We start from the raw sequence: 21163 nt of genomic DNA, 5'->3' as shown, positions 1-21163 counted from the left end.
CCGGCACACGGGCCTGAGAGGCGGAGGAAAGCATGCTGCTGTCGCAGATCAGGGACGCCGAGGGGCGCGAGCGGGTCGTCGCGCGCAACGGCACGGAGGCCTATGTCGTCAAGGGCGTCGACAGCGTCTACCGCCTGGCGGCCGACGCCATCCGCGCCGGCGAGCGCCTGTCCCGGCGCATCGCCCAGCTCGGCTTCGGCGAGGCCGTCGACCTGGCCGCGGCCTACGACGAGGGCCGCGTGCTGCCGCCGATCATGCATCCCGACCCGACCCACCTGCACCTGACCGGCACCGGCCTGACGCACCTCGGCTCGGCCGCCGCGCGCGACGCCATGCACCAGAAGCTGGCCGAGCAGAGCGAGGCCGAGCTGACCGATTCCATGAAGATGTTCCGCCTCGGCCTGGAGGGCGGCAAGCCGGCCGCCGGCCGTGCCGGCGTGCAGCCGGAGTGGTTCTACAAGGGCAACGGCCTGTCGGTCGCCGCGCCTGGCGCGCCGCTGGTCGCGCCGGCCTTCGCCGAGGATGCGGGCGAGGAGCCGGAGATCGCCGGCGTCTACCTGGTCGGCGAGGACGGCACGCCCTTCCGGGTCGGCTTCGCGCTCGCCAACGAGTTCTCCGACCACGTCATGGAGCGGCGCAACTACCTCTACCTCGCCCACTCGAAGCTGCGGCCCGCGGCCTTCGGCCCGGAGATCCTGCTCGGCGAGCTGCCGGCCAACGTCGAGGGCCGCTCGCGGATCCGGCGCGGCGGCGCGGTCGTCTGGGAGAAGCCCTTCCTGTCCGGCGAGCGGAACATGTCGCACACCATCGCCAACCTGGAGCACCACCACTTCAAGTACGGGCTGTTCCGCCATCCCGGCGACGTGCACGTCCACATGTTCGGCACCGCGACGCTGTCCTTCGTCGACGGCATCAAGGTCGCGCCCGGCGACGTCTTCGAGATCGAGGCGGCGCCCTTCGGCCTGCCGCTGCGCAACCCGCTGCAGACGACCGCCGTCCCCGACGCCGGGGCCGCGGTCGCCGTGCAGGTCCTCTGACCAGGAAAGCGAGACCCGATGGCCTTCAAGCGCGCCGACTGGCCTCGCCGCCTGCGCTCCCAGGAATGGTTCGGCGGCACCGGCCGCGACCAGATCTATCACCGCTCCTGGATGCGCAACCAGGGCCTGCCGGCCGACCTCTTCGACGGCCGCCCGGTCATCGGCATCTGCAACACCTGGTCGGAGCTGACGCCCTGCAACGCGCATCTCCGCGACCTCGCGCAGCGGGTCAAGCACGGCATCTACGAGGCCGGCGGCCTGCCGGTCGAGTTCCCGGTCTTCTCGCCGGGGGAGAGCTCGCTCCGGCCGACCGCGATGATGTTCCGCAACCTCTGCGCCCTCGACGTCGAGGAGGCGCTGCGCGCCAATCCGGTCGACGGCGTCGTGCTGATGGTCGGCTGCGACAAGTCCACCCCGGCGCTGCTGATGGGCGCCGCCAGCGTCGACATCCCGGCCGTCGTGGTCACCGGCGGGCCGATGCTGAACGGCAAGTGGCGCGGCCAGGAGGTCGGCTCGGGCACGGCACTCTGGCAGATGAGCGAGATGGTCAAGGCCGGCGAGATCACCCCGGACGACTTCCTGGAGGCCGAGCAGTCGATGTCGCGCTCGCCCGGCTCCTGCAACACCATGGGCACGGCCTCCTCGATGGCCTGCATGGCCGAGGCCCTGGGCATGGCGCTGTCGGGCAACGCGGCGATCCCGGCGGTCGACAGTCGGCGCCGGGTCGTGGCCCACCTGACCGGCCGGCGCATCGTCGAGATGGTCAAGGAGGACCTGAAGCCCTCCGACGTGCTGACCCGCCAGGCCTTCGAGAACGCGATCCGGACCAACGGCGCGATCGGCGGCTCGACCAACGCCGTCGTGCACCTGCTGGCGATCGCCGGGCGGGTCGGCGTCGCGCTCTCGCTCGACGACTGGGACCGCCTGGGCCGCGACGTGCCGACCATCGTCGACCTGATGCCCTCGGGCCGCTTCCTGATGGAGGAGTTCTTCTATGCCGGCGGCCTGCCGGTCGTGCTGCGCTCGCTGCTCGAGGGCGGGCTGCTGCACGGCGCGGCGCTGACCGTCTCCGGCCGCAGCCTCGCCGAGGAGGTCGCCGGCGCGCGCAACTGGAACGAGGAGGTCATCCGCCCGGTCGACAAGGCGCTGACCGCCCACGGCGGCATCGCCGTGCTGCGCGGCAACCTCACGCCGCTCGGCGCGGTCATCAAGCCCTCGGCGGCGACGCCCGAGCTGATGGTGCACCGGGGCAAGGCCGTGGTCTTCGAGGACATCGACGACTACAGGCGCCGCATCGAGGACGAGAGCCTGGAGGTCGACGAGACCTGCATCCTGGTGATGAAGAACTGCGGGCCGCGCGGCTATCCCGGCATGGCCGAGGTCGGCAACATGGGCCTGCCGCCCAAGGTGCTGAGAAAGGGCATCAAGGACATGGTGCGGATCTCCGACGCGCGCATGTCCGGCACGGCCTACGGCACGGTGGTGCTGCACGCGGCGCCCGAGGCCGCCGTCGGCGGGCCGCTGGCGATCGTCCGTGAAGGCGACATGATCGAGCTCGACGTGCCGGCCCGGCGCCTGCACCTCGACGTGCCGCAGGAGGAGATCGAGCGGCGCCTGGCGGCCTGGACGCCGCCGGCGCCGGCGCCAGAGAGCGGCTATGCGCGGCTGTTCCACCAGCACGTCCTGGGCGCCGATCAGGGCGTCGACTTCGACTTCCTGCGCGGCCGGCGCGGCAACGCCGTGCCGCGCGAGTCGCACTGAGGGCCGGGCTCTTGGCCGCAGCGCAACGCCATCGCCTCGCCGTCGCCGGTCTCGGCAAGATCGCCCGCGACCAGCACCTGCCGGCGCTTGCCCGCAGCGAGGCCTTCGAGCTCGCGGCGACAGCCGACCCGGCCGGCGGGCTGCCGGAGGTCGACCACTTCGACGCGCTGGAACGGCTGCTCGCCGAGCGGCCGGACGTCACGGCGCTGTCGCTCTGCACACCGCCACAGGTCCGCTACCCCCTGGCCCGGGCGGCGCTGCAGGCCGGTCGCCACCTGCTGCTCGAGAAGCCGCCGGGGCAGACGCTCGGCGAGGTCGAGGCGCTGCGCGCCCTGGCCGAGGCGGCCGGTGTCAGCCTCTTCGCGACCTGGCACTCGCGCTTCGCGCCGGCCGTGCCGCGCGCCCGCGACTGGGTCGCCGGCCACCGGGTCGAGCGTGTCCGCATCGCCTGGAAGGAGGACGTCCGGCGCTGGCATCCCGGCCAGAGGTGGATCTGGCAGCCGGGTGGCTTCGGCGTCTTCGATCCCGGCATCAACGCCCTGTCGATCCTGACCGCCGTGCTGCCGCGGCCGCTGCGCGTGGTCTCGGCGACCCTGGAGGTGCCGGAGAACTGCGCCGCGCCGATCGCCGCCCGACTGTCGATGACCGACGACGCCGGCGTCGCGATCGAGGCCGAGCTCGACTTCCGCCAGGAAGGGCCGCAGACCTGGGACATGGCCTTCGAGGGGCCGGAGGGCGCAATCACCCTGCAGGCCGGCGGCAGCCGCCTCTCGCTCGACCCGCCGGAGGGTGCGCCGGCGATGATCGGCGAGTACGACGCGATCTACCGGCGCTTCGCCGAGCTGATCGGGCGTGGCGAGAGCGAGGTCGACGTGGCGCCGCTGCGCCTGGTCGCCGACGCCTTCCTGGTCGGGCGCAGCAGGCCGACCGAGGCCTTCCACGACTGAGCCGAGGGCGCCCGGTCAGGGAATGTTGGCGGCGGCCTCGACCTGCGGCGCCCGCCAGATCGGTGCGGCCGCGGCCGGCTGCTTGTGATGCAGGGTCGCGCCCCTGGGCGTGCGGATCAGGTGCAGGGTGCGGGTGTGGAAAGCCTCGAGCCCGGGCCGGTGGCCGATGCTCAGCACCGTGGCGCCGGCCAGCTCCTGGTCGAAGATCGACATGACCCGCCGCTGGCTGACCTCGTCGAGCGCCGAGGTCGCCTCGTCGAGGAACACCCAGGCGGGCTTGTGCAGCAGCAGGCGCGCGAAGCCGACCAGCTGCTGCTGGCCGAGCGACAGGCTCTTGTCCAGGCGGGCCTCGAGGTCGAGGGCGGACAGGAACTCCGACAGGCCGACGCGCTTGACCACGGCCTCGACCTCGGCGGTCGGGAAGGCGTCGGGGCGGTCCGGGTAGGTGATCGCCGCGCGCAGCGAGCCGAGCGGCAGGTAGGGCCGCTGCGGCATGAACATCATGGTCTCCGGGTCGGGCAGGGTGATGGTCCCGCTGCCCCAGGGCCAGAGGCCGGCGACGGCGCGGAACAGGGTGCTCTTGCCGGCGCCGGACTCGCCGACGATCAGCACCCGCTCGCCGCGGCCGATCTCGACCGTCGCCTCGGCGATCACGACGCGGCCGTCGGACAGCAGCACCGAGACGCCGTCGAAGGCGAGCTGGTCCTCGGGCCCGCGCACCAGGCTGATCGAGTCGATCGCCTCGTCGATCTCGTCGAGCCGGGCGACCGCCGCCTTGAAGGCGCTGACCCGGCGCAGCGTCGCGCGCCAGTCCGCAATCTGCGGGAAGGAGTCGACGAACCAGCGCAGCGAGGCCTGGACCTGGTTGAAGGCGCCGACGACCATCATCATGCCGCCCAGGGTCAGGCCGCCGCTAAAGTAGCCCGGCGAGGCGACGACGATCGGCACGACGATGGCGATCCAGCCGTAGCCCGAGGTGATCCAGGTCAGGCGCGACAGGCCGACCGAGAGGCCTCGCATCGCGGTGATCACCCGGTCGAGATTGCCCTCGAGCTGGCGCCGTTCGTCCTTCTCGCCGCCGAAGAGCGCGATGCTCTCGGCGCTCTCGCTGACCCGCACCAGGGCGAAGCGCAGGTCGGCCTCGCGGGCGTAGCGCTCGGCGTTGAGGCCGATCAGCGGCACGCCGACCCGCCAGGTCAGCAGCGAGCCCAGGAAGGCGTAGAGGATCGCGCACCAGACCATGTAGCCGGGGATCGTGAAGCTGCTGCCGTCGAGCACGAAGACGACGTTGCTCGACAGGCCCCAGAGGATGCCGATGAAGCTGACCAGCAGCAGCACCGCCTGCAGCAGCCCGACGCCGAGGACCGCCGACAGCTCGGTCAGCTTGCGGGTGTCCTCCTCGATGCGCTGGTCGGGATTGACGCCGATCTGGCCGGCCAGGCCCAGGCGGTAGGCGCGGCCGGCGACCAGCCACTCGTCGAGCAGGTGGTGGGTCAGCCACTCGCGCAGGCGGACCTTCAGCATCTCCTGCATCCAGGTCTGGCCGACGACGAGGGTCAGCAGGCCGCCGACGATGACCAGGAAGACCAGCAGCTGCTGGCCGAAGACGTCGAGGTGCTGCTGGTCGAGCGCGTCGAAGAAGGTGCCGTGCCACTCGTTGAGGCGGATCTGGCCGATCATGTTGCCGACCAGCACGGCGACGATGCCCGCCGCCAGCACGCCGATCCGCCTGCGGTGGCCCGAGCGCCAGAGATGGCGCAGCAGGGCGAAGGTCTCGGAGGCCGCGCTCCTCTCGTCGTAGTTCGCGGCCGGTGGGCGGAACGCGTTCTCGGGCGGCGCTACCGTGTCGGGACCGACCGCGGCCTGCTCCGGCGGCACGCTCGCTTGCCGCCAGGCTTCGGGCTTGCGGGCGAACGCCCGGCGACGGCGGGTCGCCAGCACGTCAACCGTCTCCGGAACCAGACGAAGTCGGCAATCGAATAGCCTCCGGGCAAGAATCAAGCCAGATCGCAGTGACCCAATTCTCGGCGCTCGCCCTTAAATGTCCGTTAAGCTGCCCCACATCTGCCACTGAATTACTAGGAGGCGCGGAGTCGAAGCAACTGCCATTCCGACCCCTGCGACCGATGGCAGCGAAGGTCCTTCTAAGATTCTGATCTGCCGCGTAATTCGCCATGCGAGGCGGCGGTCATCGGATTAACCATAACCTGGCGACGCGGTTCTTGCACTGCGCGAGTAATCGGATGCCGGGATGGCCTGCCGACTTGAAAAAATGGATTCCGTGGCCCGTCCTGTCATGACAAGAGGACGGCGCGGTCGGGGCGGAAGGGGGCCGCCCGGGGGCGGCCGGCGACGCCAGGCTAGTCGCGCAGCACGCGTTCGGCCGGCAGGCGCACCTCGATGCGCGTGCCGACGTTGGGTACGCTGTCGACCTTCAGCGAGCCGCCGTGCAGCCTGGCCAGGCCGCAGGACAGCGGCAGGCCGAGGCCGGTGCCCGGGAAGCGGCGGGCGAGGCGGCTGTCGACCTGGCCGAAGGGCGTCAGGGCGACGGCGATTTCCTCGGGGCTCATGCCGATGCCGGTGTCCTCGACGATCAGCAGGTAGTCGCCGGCGTCGTCGATCTCGGCCGACAGGGTGACGCTGCCGCCCTCGGGCGTGAACTTCACGGCGTTGCTCATCAGGTTGAGCAGGATCTGCTTGATCGCCCGGGCGTCGCCGTGCAGCAGCGGCAGGCCGATCGGCAGGCCGAGCCTGAGCTCGACGCCGTTGTGCTGGGCCCGGTCGGTGACCAGGCGCAGCGCCGTCTTGGCGATCGCCGCCGGGTCGATGGTGTCCTCTTCCAGCTCGGTGCGGCCGGCCTCGATCTTCGAGACGTCGAGGATGTCGTTGATCAGCTCCAGCAGGTGCTGGGCGCTCTGGTGGATGTCGCCGGCGTATTCCTTGTAGCTCGGCGAGCCGAGCGGCCCGAAGGTCTCGGCGGCCATCAGCTCGGAGAAGCCGATGATGGCGTTGAGCGGCGTGCGCAGCTCGTGGCTGACCGTGGCCAGGAACTCGCTCTTGGCGCGGCTCGCGGCCTCGGCCTCGTCCTTGCTCTGCAGCAGCTGCGCCTCGCGGGTGATCCGGTCGGTGACGTCCTGGGCGGTGCCGCGGAAGCCGATGAAGGTGCCGGTGGCGCGCGCGTAGACCGGCACGGCGCTGAGCCGGAAGATCCGCTCGCTGCCGTCGCTGTGGCAGACCCGGGCCTCGATGTCGCGAAAGGGCTGCGGCGCGCCCGGCCGGATCGCCGACAGCGGGCTGTCCTGGTCGGCGAAGAGATCGGTCAGCGGCCGGCCGAGCAGGCTGCGCGGATGCCGGCCGGTCGCCTCCTGCACGCGGCTCGAGACGAAGGTGATGTTGAGGTGCCGGTCGGTCTCCCAGATCCAGTCGGAGACCATCCGCGCGATGTCGTCGAAGCGCTCGCGCATGGCGGCCAGCTGGCGCTTCAGCTCGACCGGGTCGGCCTCCTCGCGGTAGCGGCCGACGATCGCCAGCGGCTTGCCGCGCTCGTCGAACTGGACCGCGTGGCGCGAGATCCAGGTCTCGGGCTGGCCGCCGAAATCGAGGAAATGCACGCGTTCGATCGGTGCGCTCCAGCGCGTGCCGGGGGCCGGCTGGGCACTCTGCAGAGTCTCGCGGATCCAGGGTGTCGAGGGCACGTCGAGCTCGCTCGACGACAGCGAGCATTCGATCTGCAGCATCGGCAGCAGCCGCCGGTAGGCGGGATTCGAGTAGCGCAGGCGGCCCTCGCCGTCGGCGACGCAGGCCGGCGGGCCGTCGTCGAGCAGCCAGTCGAGCGCGCCGGCCAGATGCGGCGCCTCGGGGCCGGGCTGCAGCAGGCCGCCGACCCCGACCGGGCTCGGCTCCTCGGGCAGCCGGTCCTCGAGGACGAGAGCCTTGATCACCTCTTTCATGACGCTGCGCGCTTCATGAGTCCGCGGCGCCCGGGCTCAGCTGGCCTTGCGCCGGCCGCTCTCCTCGATGCGCTTGATCGCATAGAGGTACTGGGGGTCGCGCTGCCAGCGCCGGATGACGATCTGCGCGGCCGCCGACTGGACCCGGTCGAACAGGGCCAGCACGCGGGACAGCTCCTCGGGGTCGACCCGCTGGTCGCCGGGGCGGCCCTTGCGGCTCATCAGGAAGATCGAGGTGAACTGCGGCTTCTCGATCTCGAGGGCGCGGCAGGCGATGACCAGGCCCTCGCCGCCGGGCTCGTAGACGATGCGGCGGACCAGCCGCAGGCGCAGCTTGGTCATCTCGGCGAACAGCGCCTCGAACAGCGCGATCTCGCCCTGGCGCAGCACCTGGACCAGCATCTCGACGGTCAGGCGGCCTTCGTCGGCGAGGCCGCGCGCCAGGCGCACGGAGCTGTCCTCGGCGATCTCCTCGTCTTCCGTGACGGCGCCGACGGTCTCGTCGGTGACCTCCTCGAGGACGTCGTCGAGCTCGGTCGGATCGATCTCGTAGTTGCCCAGGATGTAGGAGCGCAGGGCGGCGCCGACCCAGAGGCACATGCGCCGCGCCAGGGCCGGGTTGAGGTCGCTGCGCCGGACCAGCGGCTCCTGGTAGGTATCGACCCGGCGCGACTCCTCGACCAGGTATTCCATGGTCGCGGTCGAGACGCGGGCGTTGCCGTTGTCGAGCAGTGCCTTGATGACGTCGCTGTTGCCGGTCTCGACCAGGGCGTCGGAGACGGTCTCGCTGACGTGCTGGCGCATGGCGATGGCCAGCTGGTGCTGGATCGTGCGATGCCGGATGATCTCGACCAGGTCCTGGTCGTGCAGCACTTCGCTGACCAGCAGGATCGGGCGCGCGACCTCGATCTCGTCGTTGGCCAGCATCAGCACGACCTCGCGGGGGGCGTGGCCGCGCCGGGCCAGGCGCTCGGACAGCTCGCGCCGCACCTTCATCTCGAAGTCGCGGATCAGCTTGTTGAGGATGTCGCTCATCAGCGCGCGTTCGCGCTCGGTCAGCGTCTCGCCGCTGGCCTCGAACAGGTCGCTGATCGTCGCGACGAGCAGCCGCCGACCCTCCTGGCTCTTGTTGCGAGCCAGTTCGAGCAGCTGCTGAACGTCCTGATCGGCGACGACCGTCATCGGTCTCTTCATCCGCTCCCGATCTCATGGAGGCGGACGAACATCGACACGATGCCTGCCGCGACCCTGCCCCCACCAGGCCACTCGCCTGTATAGCAAGGATGCGCGTGCCGGGTGAAGGATTGGTTAAGCGGGTGTCAAAGCAAGGGTTGTATGCGGATCCTGTTCTCTCAACGCGGGTGGTGTCGGCGGCCCGGGTCCACAGGGGCGGAACGGCGGCACCCGTCGTGCCAGGCGAACCGGCAGATCTGTCGCTGGCCTGTCCGTCGGGGCGCCGGCGCCGGGCTTGGCCGGCGCGCCTCGCCGTGCCATATCCCCGGCATGAGCCTGTTCAAGAGCCACCGCCCCAAGACCCTGCCGCCCGTGCGCAAGCCGGCGCAGCCGGTCTCGCCCCCCGCCACCGTGGCGGCGTCCCAGGCTCCGGCTGCGGGCAAGGCCGGCGCGTCAGCACCTGCCCGGCCGAAGGAGCTCGGCGGGCCCGAGGGCCCGGAGCCGACGCGCTACGGCGACTGGGAGCGCAAGGGGATCTGCTACGACTTCTGAGCCGCGGCGACCGCGCGGCGACCGGGCCTAGGCGGGCATCAGCTCCGACAGCCGTCGGCGCTGCCGGCCCTCGGCGTCGAAGTTGGCCGGGTCGAGCCAGGCCCGGAAGGCGGCACCGGCCGCCGGCCAGTCGTCCTCGATCAGGGCGTACCAGGCGGTGTCGCGGTTGCGGCCCTTGACCACCAGGTGGCGGTAGAAGATGCCCTCGTAGCGGAAGCCGAAGCGCCTGGCCGCGGCGCGCGAGCCGGCGTTGAGCGCATTGCACTTCCACTCGACCCGGCGATAGCCGAGCGTCTCGAAGGCGTGGGCGATCAGCAGGAAGATCGCCTCGGTCGCGGCGGCGGTCTTCTGCAGGACCGGCGAGAACCAGATGTGGCCGATCTCGATCACACCCTGGCCCGGCGTGATGCGCAGGTAGCTGGCCATGCCGAGCGGCTCGCCGCTCGCCCGCTCGACCAGGGCGAAGAACAGCGGGTCGCTCTGCGTCGCGCAGCCCTCCAGCCAGCTGCGCATCGCGGCTTCGCTCTCGAAGGGGCCGTAGCCGAGGTAGTCCCAGAGCCGCCCGGCGGCGGCGCTGCCGTCGTGGGCGCGTGCGAACAGCGCGGCGGCGTGGCGCGCCGGGTCGATCGGCTCGAGCCGGATCAGCCGGCCTTCCAGGGCCTTGCGCCCGGGCGTCGGCCAGGCGGCCCGCTCGACGGGATCGTTCGACAGCGGGCGGTCGTAGAGGGCTTCAGCCAAGGCGGGTGTCCTTCAGGTAGGCCGGCCGCGGGATGCCGGGCTTGAGACGGGCGTCGTCGAGCGGCTCGCCGGCGACCAGGCGGATCGGCACCTCGCCGGCCCAGATCGGCAGGTCGTAGTCCGCCTCGTCGTCGCTCGGGCCGCCGTCGCGGATCTTGCAGGCGACCTCCTCGAGCCGCAACGACAGCACCTTGGTCGCCTTCAGCTCCTGGCCGGTCATCGGCCTGAGGTCGGCCCAGCGGCCGGGCGTGATGCGCTCGACGATGGCCTCCAGCGCTGCCGCCTTCTCGTCCTTGTCCAGGATCTCCTCCGCGGTGCCGAAGGCCATGACCGATCGGTAGTTGAAGGAGGAGTGGAAGCCGGAGCGGGCGTGGACGATGCCGTCGAGCAGCGAGACGGTGAAGCAGACCGGCACGCCCTCGGCGAGGCGCCGCAGCATGCGGCTGGCCGAGGAGCCGTGCCAGACGACGCGCTCACCGATCCGGGCATAGGCGGTCGGCGTGACGTAGGGCTGGCCGTCGACGACGTAGCCGACGTGGCAGGCGAGGCCGGCGTCGAGCACGCCGAACACGGTCTCGCGGTCCCAGACCGCCCGCTTGGCGAGGCGGCGGATCTTCGTCTTCCCGGTCGGCTTGAAGGCAACGGCGCTCATCGGCTCTCTCCTCGTGATGCGCCTCCGACCTAAGGCCGAAGTGGATTGCCGCAAAGAGCCGCTTCGGTCAAAACGATAGAGCCACTTGACAGGCCTCTGCCGTGACCCGCCGTGCCTTCGTGCCCCTGCTGTCGCTCAGCCTCGACGAGAGCGCTGCCGAGCCGCTGTTCCGCCAGCTCTACGGCCAGCTGCGCGAGGCGATCCTCTCGGGCCGCCTGCCCGGCGGCCAGCGCCTGCCCTCGAGCCGGCTGCTCGCCGGCGAGCTGGCCTGCTCGCGCAACACCGTGGTCGGCGCCTTCGAGCAGCTGCTGGCCGAAGGCTACCTGGAGGGCCGGCGCGGCTCGGGCACCTACGTCTCCTCGGTGCTGCCCGACGAGCTGCTGACCGCGCGCGGCCTGCCGGCGCCTGTGCCCGAGACCGCGCCGGCGCCGCAGCTCGGCCGTCGCGGCCGGCGGCTCGCCGCGCTGACCCGGCCGGGCGAGCGCACGCGCGGCGGCGGCACGGCCTTCGTGCCCGGCCTGCCGGATCTCGCGGCCTTCCCCTTCGACGTCTGGGGCCGGCTGCTCGGGCGCTTCTGGCGCCATCCGCCGGAGCGCCTGGCGCGCCACGGCGACACCGCCGGCTACCTGCCGCTGCGCCGGGCCGTCGCCGACTACCTGGGCGCCGTGCGCGCGCTCCGGGTCGAGCCGGAGCAGGTCTTCGTGACCTCGGGGGCGCAGCACGCCGTCGACCTGGCGGCGCGCCTGCTGCTCGATCCCGGCGACCGGGTCTGGCTGGAGGATCCCGGCTACGTCGGCCTGCGCGGCCCCCTGGTCGCCGCCGGTGCCGAGCCGGTGCCGCTGCCGGTCGACGGGGAGGGACTCTCGGTCGCCGCCGGCCGCGCGGCCGACGGCGCGGCGGGCTGCTCCGGCCGCCTGGCGATCGTCTCGCCCTCGCACCAGTATCCGCTCGGCGTGGTGATGTCCCTGGCCCGGCGGCTGGAGCTGCTGGCCTGGGCGCGCGAGGCCGGCGCCTGGATCATCGAGGACGACTACGACAGCGAGTTCCGCTACGGCGGCCGGCCGCTGGCGGCGCTGCAGGGCCTCGACGCCGGCGGCGGCCGGGTCGTCTACCTCGGCAGCTTCTCCAAGGTGCTGTTCCCCTCGCTCCGGCTCGGCTACCTGGTCGTGCCGCCGGCCCTGGTCGAGCCCTTCCGCACGGCGCGCGCGGCGCTCGACGACCATCCGGCGCTGACCGTCCAGCCGGCGCTCGCCGCCTTCATCGCCGAGGGCCACTTCGCCGCCCACGTCCGCCGCATGCGCGCGCTCTACCAAGCGCGCCAGCAGGCTCTGCTGGCGGCGGCAGAGCGGCACCTCGACGGCCTGCTGCTGCTGCGCCCCGACGAGGCCGGCATGCACCTGGTCGCCGAGCTGGCGCCGGACCTCGCGGCGCGGATCACCGACCGGGAGGCGAGCGAACGGGCCTGTGCCGCCGGCCTCATCGCGCCGCCGCTCTCGGCCTACCGCTTCGGCGAGGCAGGGCCGCTGCGCCAGGGCCTGCTGCTCGGCTATGCGGCCGTGCCGGAGGAACGGATGGGCGAGGCCGTGGCGCGGCTCGCCCGGGCGCTGGCCTGAGGCGCGCTCAGGCCCGGCAGGGCGCGGCGCGGCGGCGGGCGTCGGCGAGGCGGGCGCGGCCCGCGGCGTCGGGCGGTCGGAACCGCCGGGTCGCCTCGTAGGCGGTCTCGGCGATCGCCCGCAGCCGGCCGGGATCCATGCCCTCGGCGACCAGCAGGTAGCCGATCGCGCCGACCCGCCAGCGATAGGCCTCGACCTCGTCCTGGCGGATGTCCTGCAGGGCTTCCGGCAGGGTCCCGTCGATCTGCTCCAGGGCGACCAGGCTGACCCGGCAGCCGTGCCGGCCGAGATACTGGACGGCGGCGCCTCGCCCGAGCTCCGGGAGGTCGGCCGGCCGCACCGGCCCGGGCGTCAGGCGGGCCGCGGAGAGATCCGGCAGCAGGCCGGGAAAGGTCGCCGAGACCCGGCTCGCGTCGGGCGCGGGGCTCCTGCCGACCGCGAGGGCGTGGTGCAGCGCGACCGCCTCCGCAAGCCAGCCGCGCAGCGGCGCTTCCGCGCCGAGGCCAGCCGGCGCCCCGGCCTCCGGTGCCACGCGCAGCAGCCAGAGCGATGCGCCGCCGAGGACCAGCAGCCCGGCGACCGCCGCGGCGAGGGTGGCCGTCAGCGGCCGGCGCGCCGGCATCCGGGCAGGCTGCGGCTCGGGCAGCGACAGCAGGCTCGGGGGCAGCTCGACCGAGTCGGCGAGGCCGGCCTTCATGCGGCTCAGCAGGGCGGCCTGGCGGGCCGTGCCGCGGTCGGCGGCGATCGCCTGGGCGAGCCGCGCGGCGCGGCCGGGCGGCAGCTCGCCGTCGACGTAGGCGTTCAGCTCCTGCCAGAGGGTATCGTCGTCGCCCGTCATGGTCCTTCCGTCACCCGCCGCGGCCGGCGCGCGCCGCGGCCAGCGGCAGCACGTTCGTGCCAGCGACCCGCTCGGCGACCGAGCCCGCAACTTCCTGGGCCAGCGCAGCCCGGGCCCGGCAGACCCGGCTCATCACCGTGCCGACCGGAACGCCGAGCAACTCCGCCACTTCGGCATAGCGGAAGCCGGCGATGTCGACCAGAGCGACGATCTCGCGCTGCGCCGGCTTCAGGCGGGCGAGCGCGGCCCGCAGCGTCAGGACGTCGGCCAGGGCGTCGCCGGCCGCGGCCAGCGACTGGGTGCCGTCGATCCGCTCGGCGAGCTTCTCCGGCTCGGTCGGAGTCATGTGCCGGCTGGCCCGCCGGGCCTCGCCGGCGGCGCTGCGCAGCTGCCGGAACAGCCAGGCCCGAAAGGCGCCGGCGCTGTCGGGCACCTGCCGGGCCGAGAGCGCCTGCAGGACGGTCTCCTGGACCAGCTCCTCGGCCTGGCCGCGGTCGCCGGACAAGGCGAGGGCGAAGCCGAAGAGGCCCTTCAGCTCGTCCTCGATGCGTCGGCGGCGTGCCTGGGCCATCGCTTCCGCTCCGCGAAGCCGCCGACCGTGGCCGGCGGGCCCCGCATCGCGCCGTCCTAGCGCTTGTTCTGACGGTGCTGGATCAGATCGTCGACCACGGCCGGATCGGCCAGGGTCGAGGTATCACCCAGGTTCGAATAGTCGTTCTCGGCGATCTTGCGCAGGATCCGGCGCATGATCTTGCCGGAGCGGGTCTTCGGCAGGCCGGGCGCCCACTGGATCAGGTCGGGCGAGGCGATCGGCCCGATCTCGCTGCGCACCCACTGCACCAGCTCCTTGCGCAGCGCGTCCGACGGCTCCTCGCCGGCGACCAGCGTCACGTAGGCGTAGATGCCCTGGCCCTTGATGTCGTGCGGATAGCCGACGACCGCGGCCTCGGCGACCTTGGCGTGGGCGACCAGGGCGGACTCGACCTCGGCGGTGCCCATGCGGTGGCCCGAGACGTTGATCACGTCGTCGACCCGGCCGGTGATCCAGTAGTAGCCGTCGGCGTCGCGGCGCGCGCCGTCGCCGGTGAAGTACTTGTTCGGATAGGTCGAGAAGTAGGTCTGCACGAAGCGCTCGTGGTCGCCGTAGACCGTGCGCATCTGGCCGGGCCAGGAATCGCCGATGCAGAGGTTGCCCTCGCAGGCGCCTTCCAGGTGCTTGCCGTCGGCGTCGACCATGACCGGCTTGATGCCGAAGAAGGGGCGGGTCGCCGAGCCGGGCTTGAGCGGCGTCGCGCCGGGCAGCGGGGTGATCAGGATGCCGCCGGTCTCGGTCTGCCACCAGGTGTCGACGATCGGGCAGCGCTCGTCGCCGACCACCTTGTGGTACCAGAGCCAGGCTTCCGGGTTGATCGGCTCGCCGACCGAGCCGAGCAGGCGCAGCGACTTGCGGCTGGTCCGGCGCACCGGGCCCTCGCCCTCGCGCATCAGGGCGCGGATCGCCGTCGGCGCCGTGTAGAAGATGCTGACCTTGTGCTTGTCGACGACCTGCCAGAAGCGCGAGGCGTCGGGATAGTTCGGCACGCCCTCGAAGACCAGCGTCGTCGCGCCGTTGGCCAGCGGGCCGTAGACGATGTAGCTGTGGCCGGTCACCCAGCCGACGTCGGCGGTGCACCAGTAGACGTCACCGTCGTGGTAGTCGAAGACGTACTGGTGGGTCATCGAGGCGTAGACGAGGTAGCCGCCGGTCGTGTGCAGCACGCCCTTCGGCTTGCCGGTCGAGCCCGAGGTATAGAGGATGAACAGCGGATCCTCGGCGTTCATCTCCTCGGGCGGGCAGTCGTCGGAGACCTTGGCCAGCTCTTCATGGTACCAGAGGTCGCGGCCCTCGACCCAGCCGATCTGGCCGCCGGTGCGGCGCAGCACCAGGACCTTATCGACCCCCGGGCACTTCTCCAGCGCCTTGTCGGTGTTGGCCTTGAGCGGGATCTTGCGACCGCCGCGCACGCCCTCGTCGGCGGTGATCACGAAATTCGAATCGCAGTCGACGATGCGATTGGCCAGGCTGTCCGGCGAGAAGCCGCCGAACACCACCGAGTGGATCGCGCCGATGCGCGCGCAGGCCAGCATGGCAAAGGCCGCCTCGGGCACCATCGGCATGTAGATCGTCACCCGGTCGCCCTTGCGCACGCCCTGGGCCTTCAGCACATTGGCCAGGCGGCAGACCTCCTCGTAGGCCTCGCCGTAGGAGATGTGCTTGGAATCCTTCGGGTCGTCGCCCTCGAAGATGATCGCGGTGTCGTCGCGCTTGGTCGCGAGGTGGCGGTCCAGGCAGTTGTAAGCGACGTTGGTCGTGCCGTCCTGGAACCAGCGGATGTGCAGGTCGTCGGGCGCGTAGGAGACGTCCTTCACCTTGGTGAAGGGCTTCATCCAGTGGATGCGCTTGCCGTGCTCGCCCCAGAAGGCCTCGGGATCGGCGATCGACTGCTCGTAGAGCCGGAAATAGCCGGCCTCGTCGACCCAGGCATTCTCGGCGACCTCCGGGTTGACGGCAAAGACGGACGTTTCGGTCATGATCGGCGACGCTCCCCAGGGCTTGACTGACGGTGGCGGTCGGCCGCCAGCGCGCCCGGTCCCGCTCCGCTCGATGTTGTTGCGGCGGATTATTCCCGAGCGGCGCCGACGATACAACCGCCGGCCCGGTGCGGGATGTGACGCAGGTCAAGCCGGCAGGCGCACGATCCGATCGGAGCCGAGCTCGAGGGCGACCGGGGTCAGGCTCCGCCCGGCGCAGGGCCCGGCGATGCAGTAGCCGGTCTCGATCTCGAACAGCGCGCCGTGGGTATGGCAGAGCAGGTAGCTGCCGTCGGCGTTCATGAAGCGGTCGGGCTGGAAGTCGAGCGGCGTGCCGACGTGCGGGCAGGCGTTGAGATAGCCGTAGACCCGCTCGCCCTCGCGGACCACGACGATTTCGCGCCGCTCGCTGCCGGCGCCGAGCACGAAGCCCTTGCCCTCGCCGTCCTCGATCTCCTCCAGGCGGCAGAGCGCGACGGTGCTCGCGGCCGGCTCCGCCTCAGGCACGCTCGCTCAGCGTCAGCACGTGCTGCCAGTGCGCCGGCTCGATCGGCATGACCGAGAGCCGCGACTGGCGGACCAGGGCGATCTCGGCGAGCGCCGGGTCGGCCTTGATCTCCTGCAGCGTCACCGGCCGCTTCAGCGGCTTGTCGGGCGCCACGTCGACCATGACGAAGCGGCCGGAGGGGTCGCCCGGGTCGGGATAGGCCTCCCTGACCACGGTCGCGATGCCGACGATCTCCTTGCCCTCGTTCGAGTGGTAGAAGAAGGCCTTGTCGCCGACCTTCATGGCCTTGAGGTTGTTGGCCGCCTGGTGGTTGCGCACGCCGTCCCAGTGGGTCCGGCCGTCGACGTTCAGCTGGTCCCAGGAGTATTTGAAGGGTTCGGATTTGACGAGCCAGTAGGCCATGACGAGCGCTCTCCCTAGGCATGCTCCCTAGCGGATAGCAAAAGGCCGCGGGCGCGACTAGCCTTGGCCCGAACCTGACATGGAGAGAGACCGATGCGCCTGCAGCTCAGCACCTGGCAGGAGGTCGACGACTACCTGAAGCGCACGACCGCGATCATCATCCCGATCGGCTCGACCGAGCAGCACGGCCCGAACGGCTTCATCGGCACCGACGCGCTCTGCCCCGAGACGCTGGCCTTCGGCATCGGCGAGGAGACCGGGGCGCTGGTCGCGCCGACCCTGTCGATCGGCATGGCCCAGCACCACCTCGGCTTCTCCGGCTCGATCACGCTCAGGCCGACGACCCTGATCGCGGTGGTCCAGGACGTCGTCAACTCGCTGGCGCGGCACGGCTTCGACCGCTTCTTCTTCCTCAACGGCCACGGCGGCAACATCGCGACCGTGACCGCCGCCTTCAGCGAGATCTACGCCGAGACCAGCCTGCGCACCGCCGGCAGCAACCGGCCGCCGCTGCAGTGCAAGCTGAAGAACTGGTGGGACGGCGAGGGCGTGCAGGCGATCTCGAAGGAGCTGTTCGGCAAGGCCGAGGGCAGCCACGCGACCTGCTCCGAGGTCTCGCTGACCTACTTCGCCTATCCCGACCATGTGAAGACCGCGGAGATGCATCCGGAGATCGCGCCGACCGGGCCGATCTACGACGCCGACGACTACCGCAAGCGCTTTCCGGACGGGCGCATCGGCTCGAATCCCAAGCTGGCCAGCGTCGAGGCCGGCGAGCGGCTCTACAAGGCGGCGGTCCGGGACCTTTCGGCCGAGTGGCGCGCCTTCGCGGCCTAGGCCCGGGGCTTGCCCAAGGAGGAGCAGGTCCCCGCCGGCCCGCTGGCCCGCTGGCCCGCCGGCCTCCGCTGGGCCCTGCTGCTGGCCCTCTCGCTGCTGTTCGCCGGCCTGCTCGAGCTGCCCGGCATCCCGGCGGCGCTGCTGCTCGGGCCGATGATCGCCGGCATCGTCGTCGGCACCAACAGCGGCCGGCTGAAGGTGCCGGCGCCGCTGTTCTGGTTCGCGCAGGCGGTGATCGGCCTGCTGGTCGCCGGCTCGGTCGACGCCGGCATCCTGGCGACCTTCGCCGAGAGCTGGCCGCTGTTCGTCGCCGTGATCCTGGCGGTGATCTCGGCCTCGAGCCTGCTCGGCTGGCTGATGGCCCGCTGGCAGGTGCTGCCGGGCACGACCGCGGTGTGGGGCTTCTCGCCGGGCGCCGCCTCGGCGATGATGCTGATGGCCGACGCCTTCGGCGCCGACGCGCGGCTGGTCGCCTTCATGCAGTACCTGCGGGTGCTCTTCGTCGCGGTCACGGCCTCGCTGGTCGCGCAGGTCTTCCTGGCCGGTCCCATGGCGGCGGGCGCTGCCGTCGACTGGTTCCCGGCCCTCGACTGGCCGTCCTTCGGCCCGACCCTGGCCCTGGTCGTGGGCGGCGCCCTGGTCGGGCGGTTCCTGCCGATACCGGCCGGCTCGCTGCTGGTGCCGATGATCCTGGGCGGCGCGCTCAGCATCTCCGGCGTCCTCCGGATCGCCCTGCCGGAATGGCTGCTCGCGATCAGCTACGCCCTGATCGGCTGGAACATCGGCCTCGCCTTCACCCGCCGCATCCTGCTGCACGCGACCCGCGCGCTGCCGAAGATCGCGCTCTCGATCGCGGCGCTGATCGCCTTCGGCGCCTGCCTCGGCTTCGCCGTGAACCGGCTGCTCGGCGTCGATCCCCTGACCGCCTACCTGGCGACCAGCCCCGGCGGCCTCGACACGATCGCGATCATCGCCGCCTCGGCCAAGGTCGACGTGTCCTTCGTGCTGGGCCTGCAGACCGCGCGCTTCCTGATGGTCCTGCTGCTCGGCCCGTTCCTGGCGCGGATGATCGCCCGCCGCGTCGGCGGCGACGAGCCGGCGGAATAGCGGGGCAGCCGGCGCTACAGCAGCGCCGCGACCCGCCGGCGCAGCTCCGGCAGCAGCTCGGCCTCGAACCAGGGATTGCGCTTCAGCCAGGCGGTGTTGCGCCAGCTCGGGTGCGGCAGCGGCAGGAACTCGGGCAGCAGGTCGCGCCAGGCCGCGACCGTCTCGGTCATCGAGCCCTTTCGTCCCTTCAGGTAGAAGCGCTGGGCGTAGCTGCCGACCAGCAGGGTCAGCTCGACGCCGGTGAAGGCCGGCCGCAGCGGCGGGTGCCAGAGCGGCGCGCACTCCGGGCGCGGCGGCAGGTCGCCGCCCTTGGGGTCGCGGCCGGGATAGCAGAAGCCCATCGGCATGATCGCGATCCGGCTCTCGTCGTAGAAGGTCTCCCGGTCGAGGCCGAGCCAGTCCCTCAGGCGGTTGCCCGAGGGATCGTTGAACGACAGGCCCGTCTCGTGGACCCGGGTGCCCGGGGCCTGGCCGATGATCATCAGGCGCGCGGTCGTGCTGCCGCGGATCACCGGCCGCGGCCCGAGCGGCAGCACCGCGGCGCAGAGCCTGCAGGCGCGCGCCTCGGCGAGCAGGGCGGCGAGCTCGGCTTCGCTCATGCGGCGTCGGCCAGCAGTTCCTCGACCCAGGCCGGCACCAGCTCGCCGGCCGGGCCGTAGCGGCCCGCGTCGAACAGGCGTCGCCCCTCGCTCGGCTCCAGGTTCAGCTCCAGGGTGTGCGCGCCGCCGGCCCGGGCCTCGGCGACGAAGCCGGCGGCCGGATAGACGTTGCCGGAGGTGCCGATCGAGACGAAGAGGTCGCACTCGGCGAGGGCCGCGTAGATGCGCTCCATCTCGAAGGGCATTTCGCCGAACCAGACGACGTTGACGCGCAGCCGGCCGCGCTCGCCGCAGGCCGGGCAGAGGCTGTCGAGCTCCAGGTCGCCCTGCCAGGCGATCACTGCCTCGCAGGCGAGGCAGCGGGTCTTCAGCAGCTCGCCGTGCATGTGGATCAGGTTCTTCGAGCCGGCGCGCTCGTGCAGGTCGTCGATGTTCTGGGTGACCAGCAGGACCTCGCCGGGCCAGTCGCGCTCCAGGCGGGCCAGGGCCAGGTGCGCCGGGTTCGGCTGCACCGCGGCTTCCAGCAGGCCGCTCCGTCGGGCGTTGTAGAAGGCGTGCACCCGGGCCGGGTTGGCGCGGAAGGCCTCGGGGGTCGCGACCTCCTCGAGGCGCACCGTCGCCCAGATGCCGTCGGGATCGCGGAAGGTCGCCAGGCCCGACTCCCTGGAGATGCCGGCGCCGGTCAGGATGACGATCTTCCCGGGCTGAGGGTCGTGCATCTTTGATCCCGTCCGTCTATTGATGCGGTGCGTTCGGGGTGGTAACCGGGGCCTATGCTAACCGCGCGGACAGGGGAGATGCCAATGCGCCTGCTGTTCGTCTGCACCGGAAACATCTGCCGGTCGCCGACCGCCGAGGCGGTGATGCGCGCCAAGCTGAAGGCGGCCGGCCTCGACGGGCGGGTCGAGGTCGATTCCTGCGGCACCACCGGCTGGCATGTCGGCGAGCCGCCATCCGGACCGGCGCTCGAGGTCGCCGGGGTGCGCGGCTACGACCTCTCGGACCAGCGCGCGCGCCAGATCGCGGCCGACGACTTCGAGCGCTTCGACCGCATCTTCGCCATGGACCGCGGCCATCACGGCCACCTGCTGGCGCTCTGTCCGGACGGCCGCTTCAACCGCCTGCGCCTGTTCCGCGAGGCCTCGGCACGCCAGGGCGAGAGCCTCGACGTGCCCGACCCCTACGGCCTCGGCATCGCCGCCTACGAGACCGCCTTCGAGATGATCGAGCGCGGCTGCGAGGCGATCCTCGAGGAGGTCAGGGCGGAGCTGGACGGCGAGCCGGCGCCCGGCGCCGGCGACACTCACCCGTAGGCGGCGACCCGCTCCAGGGGATAGACCGCTTCCGGCGAGTAGAGGGCGCCGGTGTGGGCGAGGAAGCTGGAGAACAGCACGAAGTCCTCGACCGGGAAGGGCCCGCAGCGGAACAGGCCGTGGGCGGCCAGGTAGTGCTGCAGCTTCAGCTCCGGCGGGTTGTCCTTGAAGCGCGCCAAGGTGACGTGCGGCTTGAACTTGCGCCGCTCGGCGGGCAGGCCGGCGCGCTGCGCGGCGCTCTCGATCTTGGCCTGCAGGCGCTGCAGCGGCTCGTTCGCCTCGACGCCGGCCCAGAGCGAGCGCAGCCGCCGGCCCTCGTCGAAGGTGCCGAGGCCGCGCAGGGTCAGCTCGAACTCCGGCAGGTCGATGGTCGAGAGCATGTCGTCGAGATCGCGGGCCTGGGGACCGTCGACCTCGCCGATGAAGCGCAGGGTCAGGTGCAGACTCTCGGGCGCGACCCAGCGCGCGCTCGGCAGCCCGTGGGCGAGCAGGGAGAGGCGTTCGCGCACCTCCTCCGGCAGGGACAGGGCGATGAAGAGTCGCATCTGCAGTCCTCCCGTCGTCG

At 71.9% G+C, this 21163-nt stretch carries 20 protein-coding genes and 1 pseudogene; 8 read left to right on the top strand and 13 right to left on the bottom strand.

Annotated elements, in window-relative coordinates; all coding sequences use genetic code 11:
* Positions 1-32 precede the first annotated feature (32 nt).
* Genes araD1 through B9O00_RS28445 form a run of 3 tightly spaced genes read left to right on the top strand, consistent with a single transcriptional unit; the run spans position 33 to position 3745 of the window.
* Complete coding sequence (gene araD1 / locus B9O00_RS28455) at positions 33-1037, top strand: AraD1 family protein (RefSeq protein ID WP_085126164.1); 1005 nt, start codon at positions 33-35, stop codon at positions 1035-1037.
* 18 nt (positions 1038-1055) lie between these two features.
* Positions 1056-2798: an L-arabinonate dehydratase gene (gene araD, locus B9O00_RS28450; protein ID WP_085126162.1), complete on the top strand. Its 1743-nt coding sequence runs from the start codon at positions 1056-1058 to the stop codon at positions 2796-2798.
* An 11-nt stretch (positions 2799-2809) separates the two neighbouring features.
* Complete coding sequence (locus B9O00_RS28445) at positions 2810-3745, top strand: Gfo/Idh/MocA family protein (protein WP_085126160.1); 936 nt, start codon at positions 2810-2812, stop codon at positions 3743-3745.
* Between the two features lie 15 nt (positions 3746-3760).
* Here B9O00_RS28445 and B9O00_RS28440 read toward each other — a convergent pair whose 3' ends face one another.
* The 3 genes from B9O00_RS28440 to B9O00_RS28430 form a co-directional block, all read right to left on the bottom strand.
* Positions 3761-5686 carry an ABC transporter ATP-binding protein/permease gene (locus tag B9O00_RS28440; RefSeq protein WP_143596377.1) on the bottom strand — a complete coding sequence of 642 codons (1926 nt, stop codon included), beginning with the start codon at positions 5684-5686 and terminating at the stop codon, positions 3761-3763.
* Between the two features lie 419 nt (positions 5687-6105).
* Positions 6106-7695, bottom strand: coding sequence for a PAS domain-containing sensor histidine kinase (locus tag B9O00_RS28435; protein WP_085126156.1), 1590 nt, complete (start codon positions 7693-7695; stop codon positions 6106-6108).
* Positions 7696-7731: 36 nt separating this feature from the next.
* Entirely contained in the window at positions 7732-8889 is a 1158-nt protein-coding gene (locus B9O00_RS28430) for a DUF2336 domain-containing protein (protein WP_085126154.1), read from the bottom strand.
* Between the two features lie 309 nt (positions 8890-9198).
* Here B9O00_RS28430 and B9O00_RS28425 point away from each other — a divergent pair, with 309 nt between their 5' ends.
* Positions 9199-9420 (top strand): DUF1674 domain-containing protein, encoded by a 222-nt coding sequence (locus B9O00_RS28425; RefSeq protein ID WP_085126152.1) that lies wholly within the window; start codon positions 9199-9201, stop codon positions 9418-9420.
* 27 nt (positions 9421-9447) lie between these two features.
* On the opposite strand, the gene B9O00_RS28420 is transcribed toward B9O00_RS28425, so the two are convergent.
* Positions 9448-10158 (bottom strand): GNAT family N-acetyltransferase, encoded by a 711-nt coding sequence (locus B9O00_RS28420; RefSeq protein ID WP_085126150.1) that lies wholly within the window; start codon positions 10156-10158, stop codon positions 9448-9450.
* Positions 10151-10810 (bottom strand): pyridoxamine 5'-phosphate oxidase family protein, encoded by a 660-nt coding sequence (locus B9O00_RS28415; RefSeq protein ID WP_085126148.1) that lies wholly within the window; start codon positions 10808-10810, stop codon positions 10151-10153. Before B9O00_RS28415 ends, B9O00_RS28420 begins: the two co-directional genes overlap by 8 nt.
* Before the next feature lie 101 nt (positions 10811-10911).
* On the opposite strand from B9O00_RS28415, the gene pdxR reads away from it, so the two are divergent.
* Entirely contained in the window at positions 10912-12423 is a 1512-nt protein-coding gene (pdxR, locus tag B9O00_RS28410) for a MocR-like pyridoxine biosynthesis transcription factor PdxR (protein WP_085126146.1), read from the top strand.
* A 7-nt stretch (positions 12424-12430) separates the two neighbouring features.
* On the opposite strand, the gene B9O00_RS28405 is transcribed toward pdxR, so the two are convergent.
* The 5 genes from B9O00_RS28405 to B9O00_RS28385 form a co-directional block, all read right to left on the bottom strand.
* Positions 12431-13261 carry a hypothetical protein gene (locus B9O00_RS28405; RefSeq protein WP_085126144.1) on the bottom strand — a complete coding sequence of 277 codons (831 nt, stop codon included), beginning with the start codon at positions 13259-13261 and terminating at the stop codon, positions 12431-12433.
* A gap of 10 nt (positions 13262-13271) precedes the next feature.
* A complete protein-coding gene (locus tag B9O00_RS28400) occupies positions 13272-13832 on the bottom strand; it encodes an RNA polymerase sigma factor (RefSeq protein WP_085126142.1) in 561 nt (186 codons plus the stop codon).
* A gap of 56 nt (positions 13833-13888) precedes the next feature.
* A complete protein-coding gene (gene acs / locus B9O00_RS28395; RefSeq protein WP_085126140.1) occupies positions 13889-15832 on the bottom strand; it encodes an acetate--CoA ligase in 1944 nt (647 codons plus the stop codon).
* A gap of 147 nt (positions 15833-15979) precedes the next feature.
* The gene (locus tag B9O00_RS28390) at positions 15980-16339 is read right to left on the bottom strand and encodes a Rieske (2Fe-2S) protein (protein ID WP_085126138.1); all 360 of its coding nucleotides are present in this window, start codon (positions 16337-16339) and stop codon (positions 15980-15982) included.
* Positions 16332-16742, bottom strand: coding sequence for an EVE domain-containing protein (locus B9O00_RS28385; RefSeq protein WP_085126136.1), 411 nt, complete (start codon positions 16740-16742; stop codon positions 16332-16334). Before B9O00_RS28385 ends, B9O00_RS28390 begins: the two co-directional genes overlap by 8 nt.
* A gap of 93 nt (positions 16743-16835) precedes the next feature.
* On the opposite strand from B9O00_RS28385, the gene B9O00_RS28380 reads away from it, so the two are divergent.
* Positions 16836-17579, top strand: coding sequence for a creatininase family protein (locus B9O00_RS28380; RefSeq protein WP_085126134.1), 744 nt, complete (start codon positions 16836-16838; stop codon positions 17577-17579).
* A gap of 9 nt (positions 17580-17588) precedes the next feature.
* Positions 17589-18686, top strand: coding sequence for an AbrB family transcriptional regulator (locus B9O00_RS28375; protein WP_235017221.1), 1098 nt, complete (start codon positions 17589-17591; stop codon positions 18684-18686).
* A gap of 14 nt (positions 18687-18700) precedes the next feature.
* Here the strand turns inward: B9O00_RS28375 and B9O00_RS28370 are convergent, their stop codons facing one another.
* Complete coding sequence (locus B9O00_RS28370) at positions 18701-19285, bottom strand: uracil-DNA glycosylase family protein (RefSeq protein ID WP_085126132.1); 585 nt, start codon at positions 19283-19285, stop codon at positions 18701-18703.
* Positions 19282-20040, bottom strand: a pseudogene (gene cobB, locus B9O00_RS28365) (Sir2 family NAD+-dependent deacetylase); the annotation flags it as partial. The gene B9O00_RS28370 and the pseudogene cobB, both read right to left, overlap by 4 nt.
* Before the next feature lie 48 nt (positions 20041-20088).
* On the opposite strand from cobB, the gene B9O00_RS28360 reads away from it, so the two are divergent.
* Positions 20089-20598 (top strand): low molecular weight protein-tyrosine-phosphatase, encoded by a 510-nt coding sequence (locus tag B9O00_RS28360; protein WP_200808691.1) that lies wholly within the window; start codon positions 20089-20091, stop codon positions 20596-20598.
* Here B9O00_RS28360 and thpR read toward each other — a convergent pair.
* Complete coding sequence (thpR, locus tag B9O00_RS28355; protein WP_085126126.1) at positions 20589-21143, bottom strand: RNA 2',3'-cyclic phosphodiesterase; 555 nt, start codon at positions 21141-21143, stop codon at positions 20589-20591. The two genes, B9O00_RS28360 and thpR, sit on opposite strands and share 10 nt — an antisense overlap.
* Between the last annotated feature and the right edge of the window lie 20 nt (positions 21144-21163).

It is taken from the genome of Tistlia consotensis USBA 355, from assembly GCF_900177295.1.
GTDB classification, from domain to species: Bacteria; Pseudomonadota; Alphaproteobacteria; order Kiloniellales; family DSM-21159; genus Tistlia; species Tistlia consotensis.
The sequence above is the reverse complement of the archived record's forward strand: the minus strand, read 5'-3'. Positions and strand labels throughout refer to the sequence as shown.

Coding starts and splice junctions, on each gene's coding strand:
- araD1 (WP_085126164.1), top strand. CDS start 33: ATGCTGCTGTCGCAGATCAGGGACGCCGAGGGGCGCGAGCGGGTCGTC.
- araD (WP_085126162.1), top strand. CDS start 1,056: ATGGCCTTCAAGCGCGCCGACTGGCCTCGCCGCCTGCGCTCCCAGGAA.
- B9O00_RS28435 (WP_085126156.1), bottom strand. CDS start 7,695: ATGAAAGAGGTGATCAAGGCTCTCGTCCTCGAGGACCGGCTGCCCGAG.
- B9O00_RS28430 (WP_085126154.1), bottom strand. CDS start 8,889: ATGAAGAGACCGATGACGGTCGTCGCCGATCAGGACGTTCAGCAGCTG.
- B9O00_RS28425 (WP_085126152.1), top strand. CDS start 9,199: ATGAGCCTGTTCAAGAGCCACCGCCCCAAGACCCTGCCGCCCGTGCGC.
- B9O00_RS28415 (WP_085126148.1), bottom strand. CDS start 10,810: ATGAGCGCCGTTGCCTTCAAGCCGACCGGGAAGACGAAGATCCGCCGC.
- B9O00_RS28405 (WP_085126144.1), bottom strand. CDS start 13,261: ATGACGGGCGACGACGATACCCTCTGGCAGGAGCTGAACGCCTACGTC.
- B9O00_RS28400 (WP_085126142.1), bottom strand. CDS start 13,832: ATGGCCCAGGCACGCCGCCGACGCATCGAGGACGAGCTGAAGGGCCTC.
- acs (WP_085126140.1), bottom strand. CDS start 15,832: ATGACCGAAACGTCCGTCTTTGCCGTCAACCCGGAGGTCGCCGAGAAT.
- B9O00_RS28385 (WP_085126136.1), bottom strand. CDS start 16,742: ATGGCCTACTGGCTCGTCAAATCCGAACCCTTCAAATACTCCTGGGAC.
- B9O00_RS28380 (WP_085126134.1), top strand. CDS start 16,836: ATGCGCCTGCAGCTCAGCACCTGGCAGGAGGTCGACGACTACCTGAAG.
- B9O00_RS28370 (WP_085126132.1), bottom strand. CDS start 19,285: ATGAGCGAAGCCGAGCTCGCCGCCCTGCTCGCCGAGGCGCGCGCCTGC.
- B9O00_RS28360 (WP_200808691.1), top strand. CDS start 20,089: ATGCGCCTGCTGTTCGTCTGCACCGGAAACATCTGCCGGTCGCCGACC.
- thpR (WP_085126126.1), bottom strand. CDS start 21,143: ATGCGACTCTTCATCGCCCTGTCCCTGCCGGAGGAGGTGCGCGAACGC.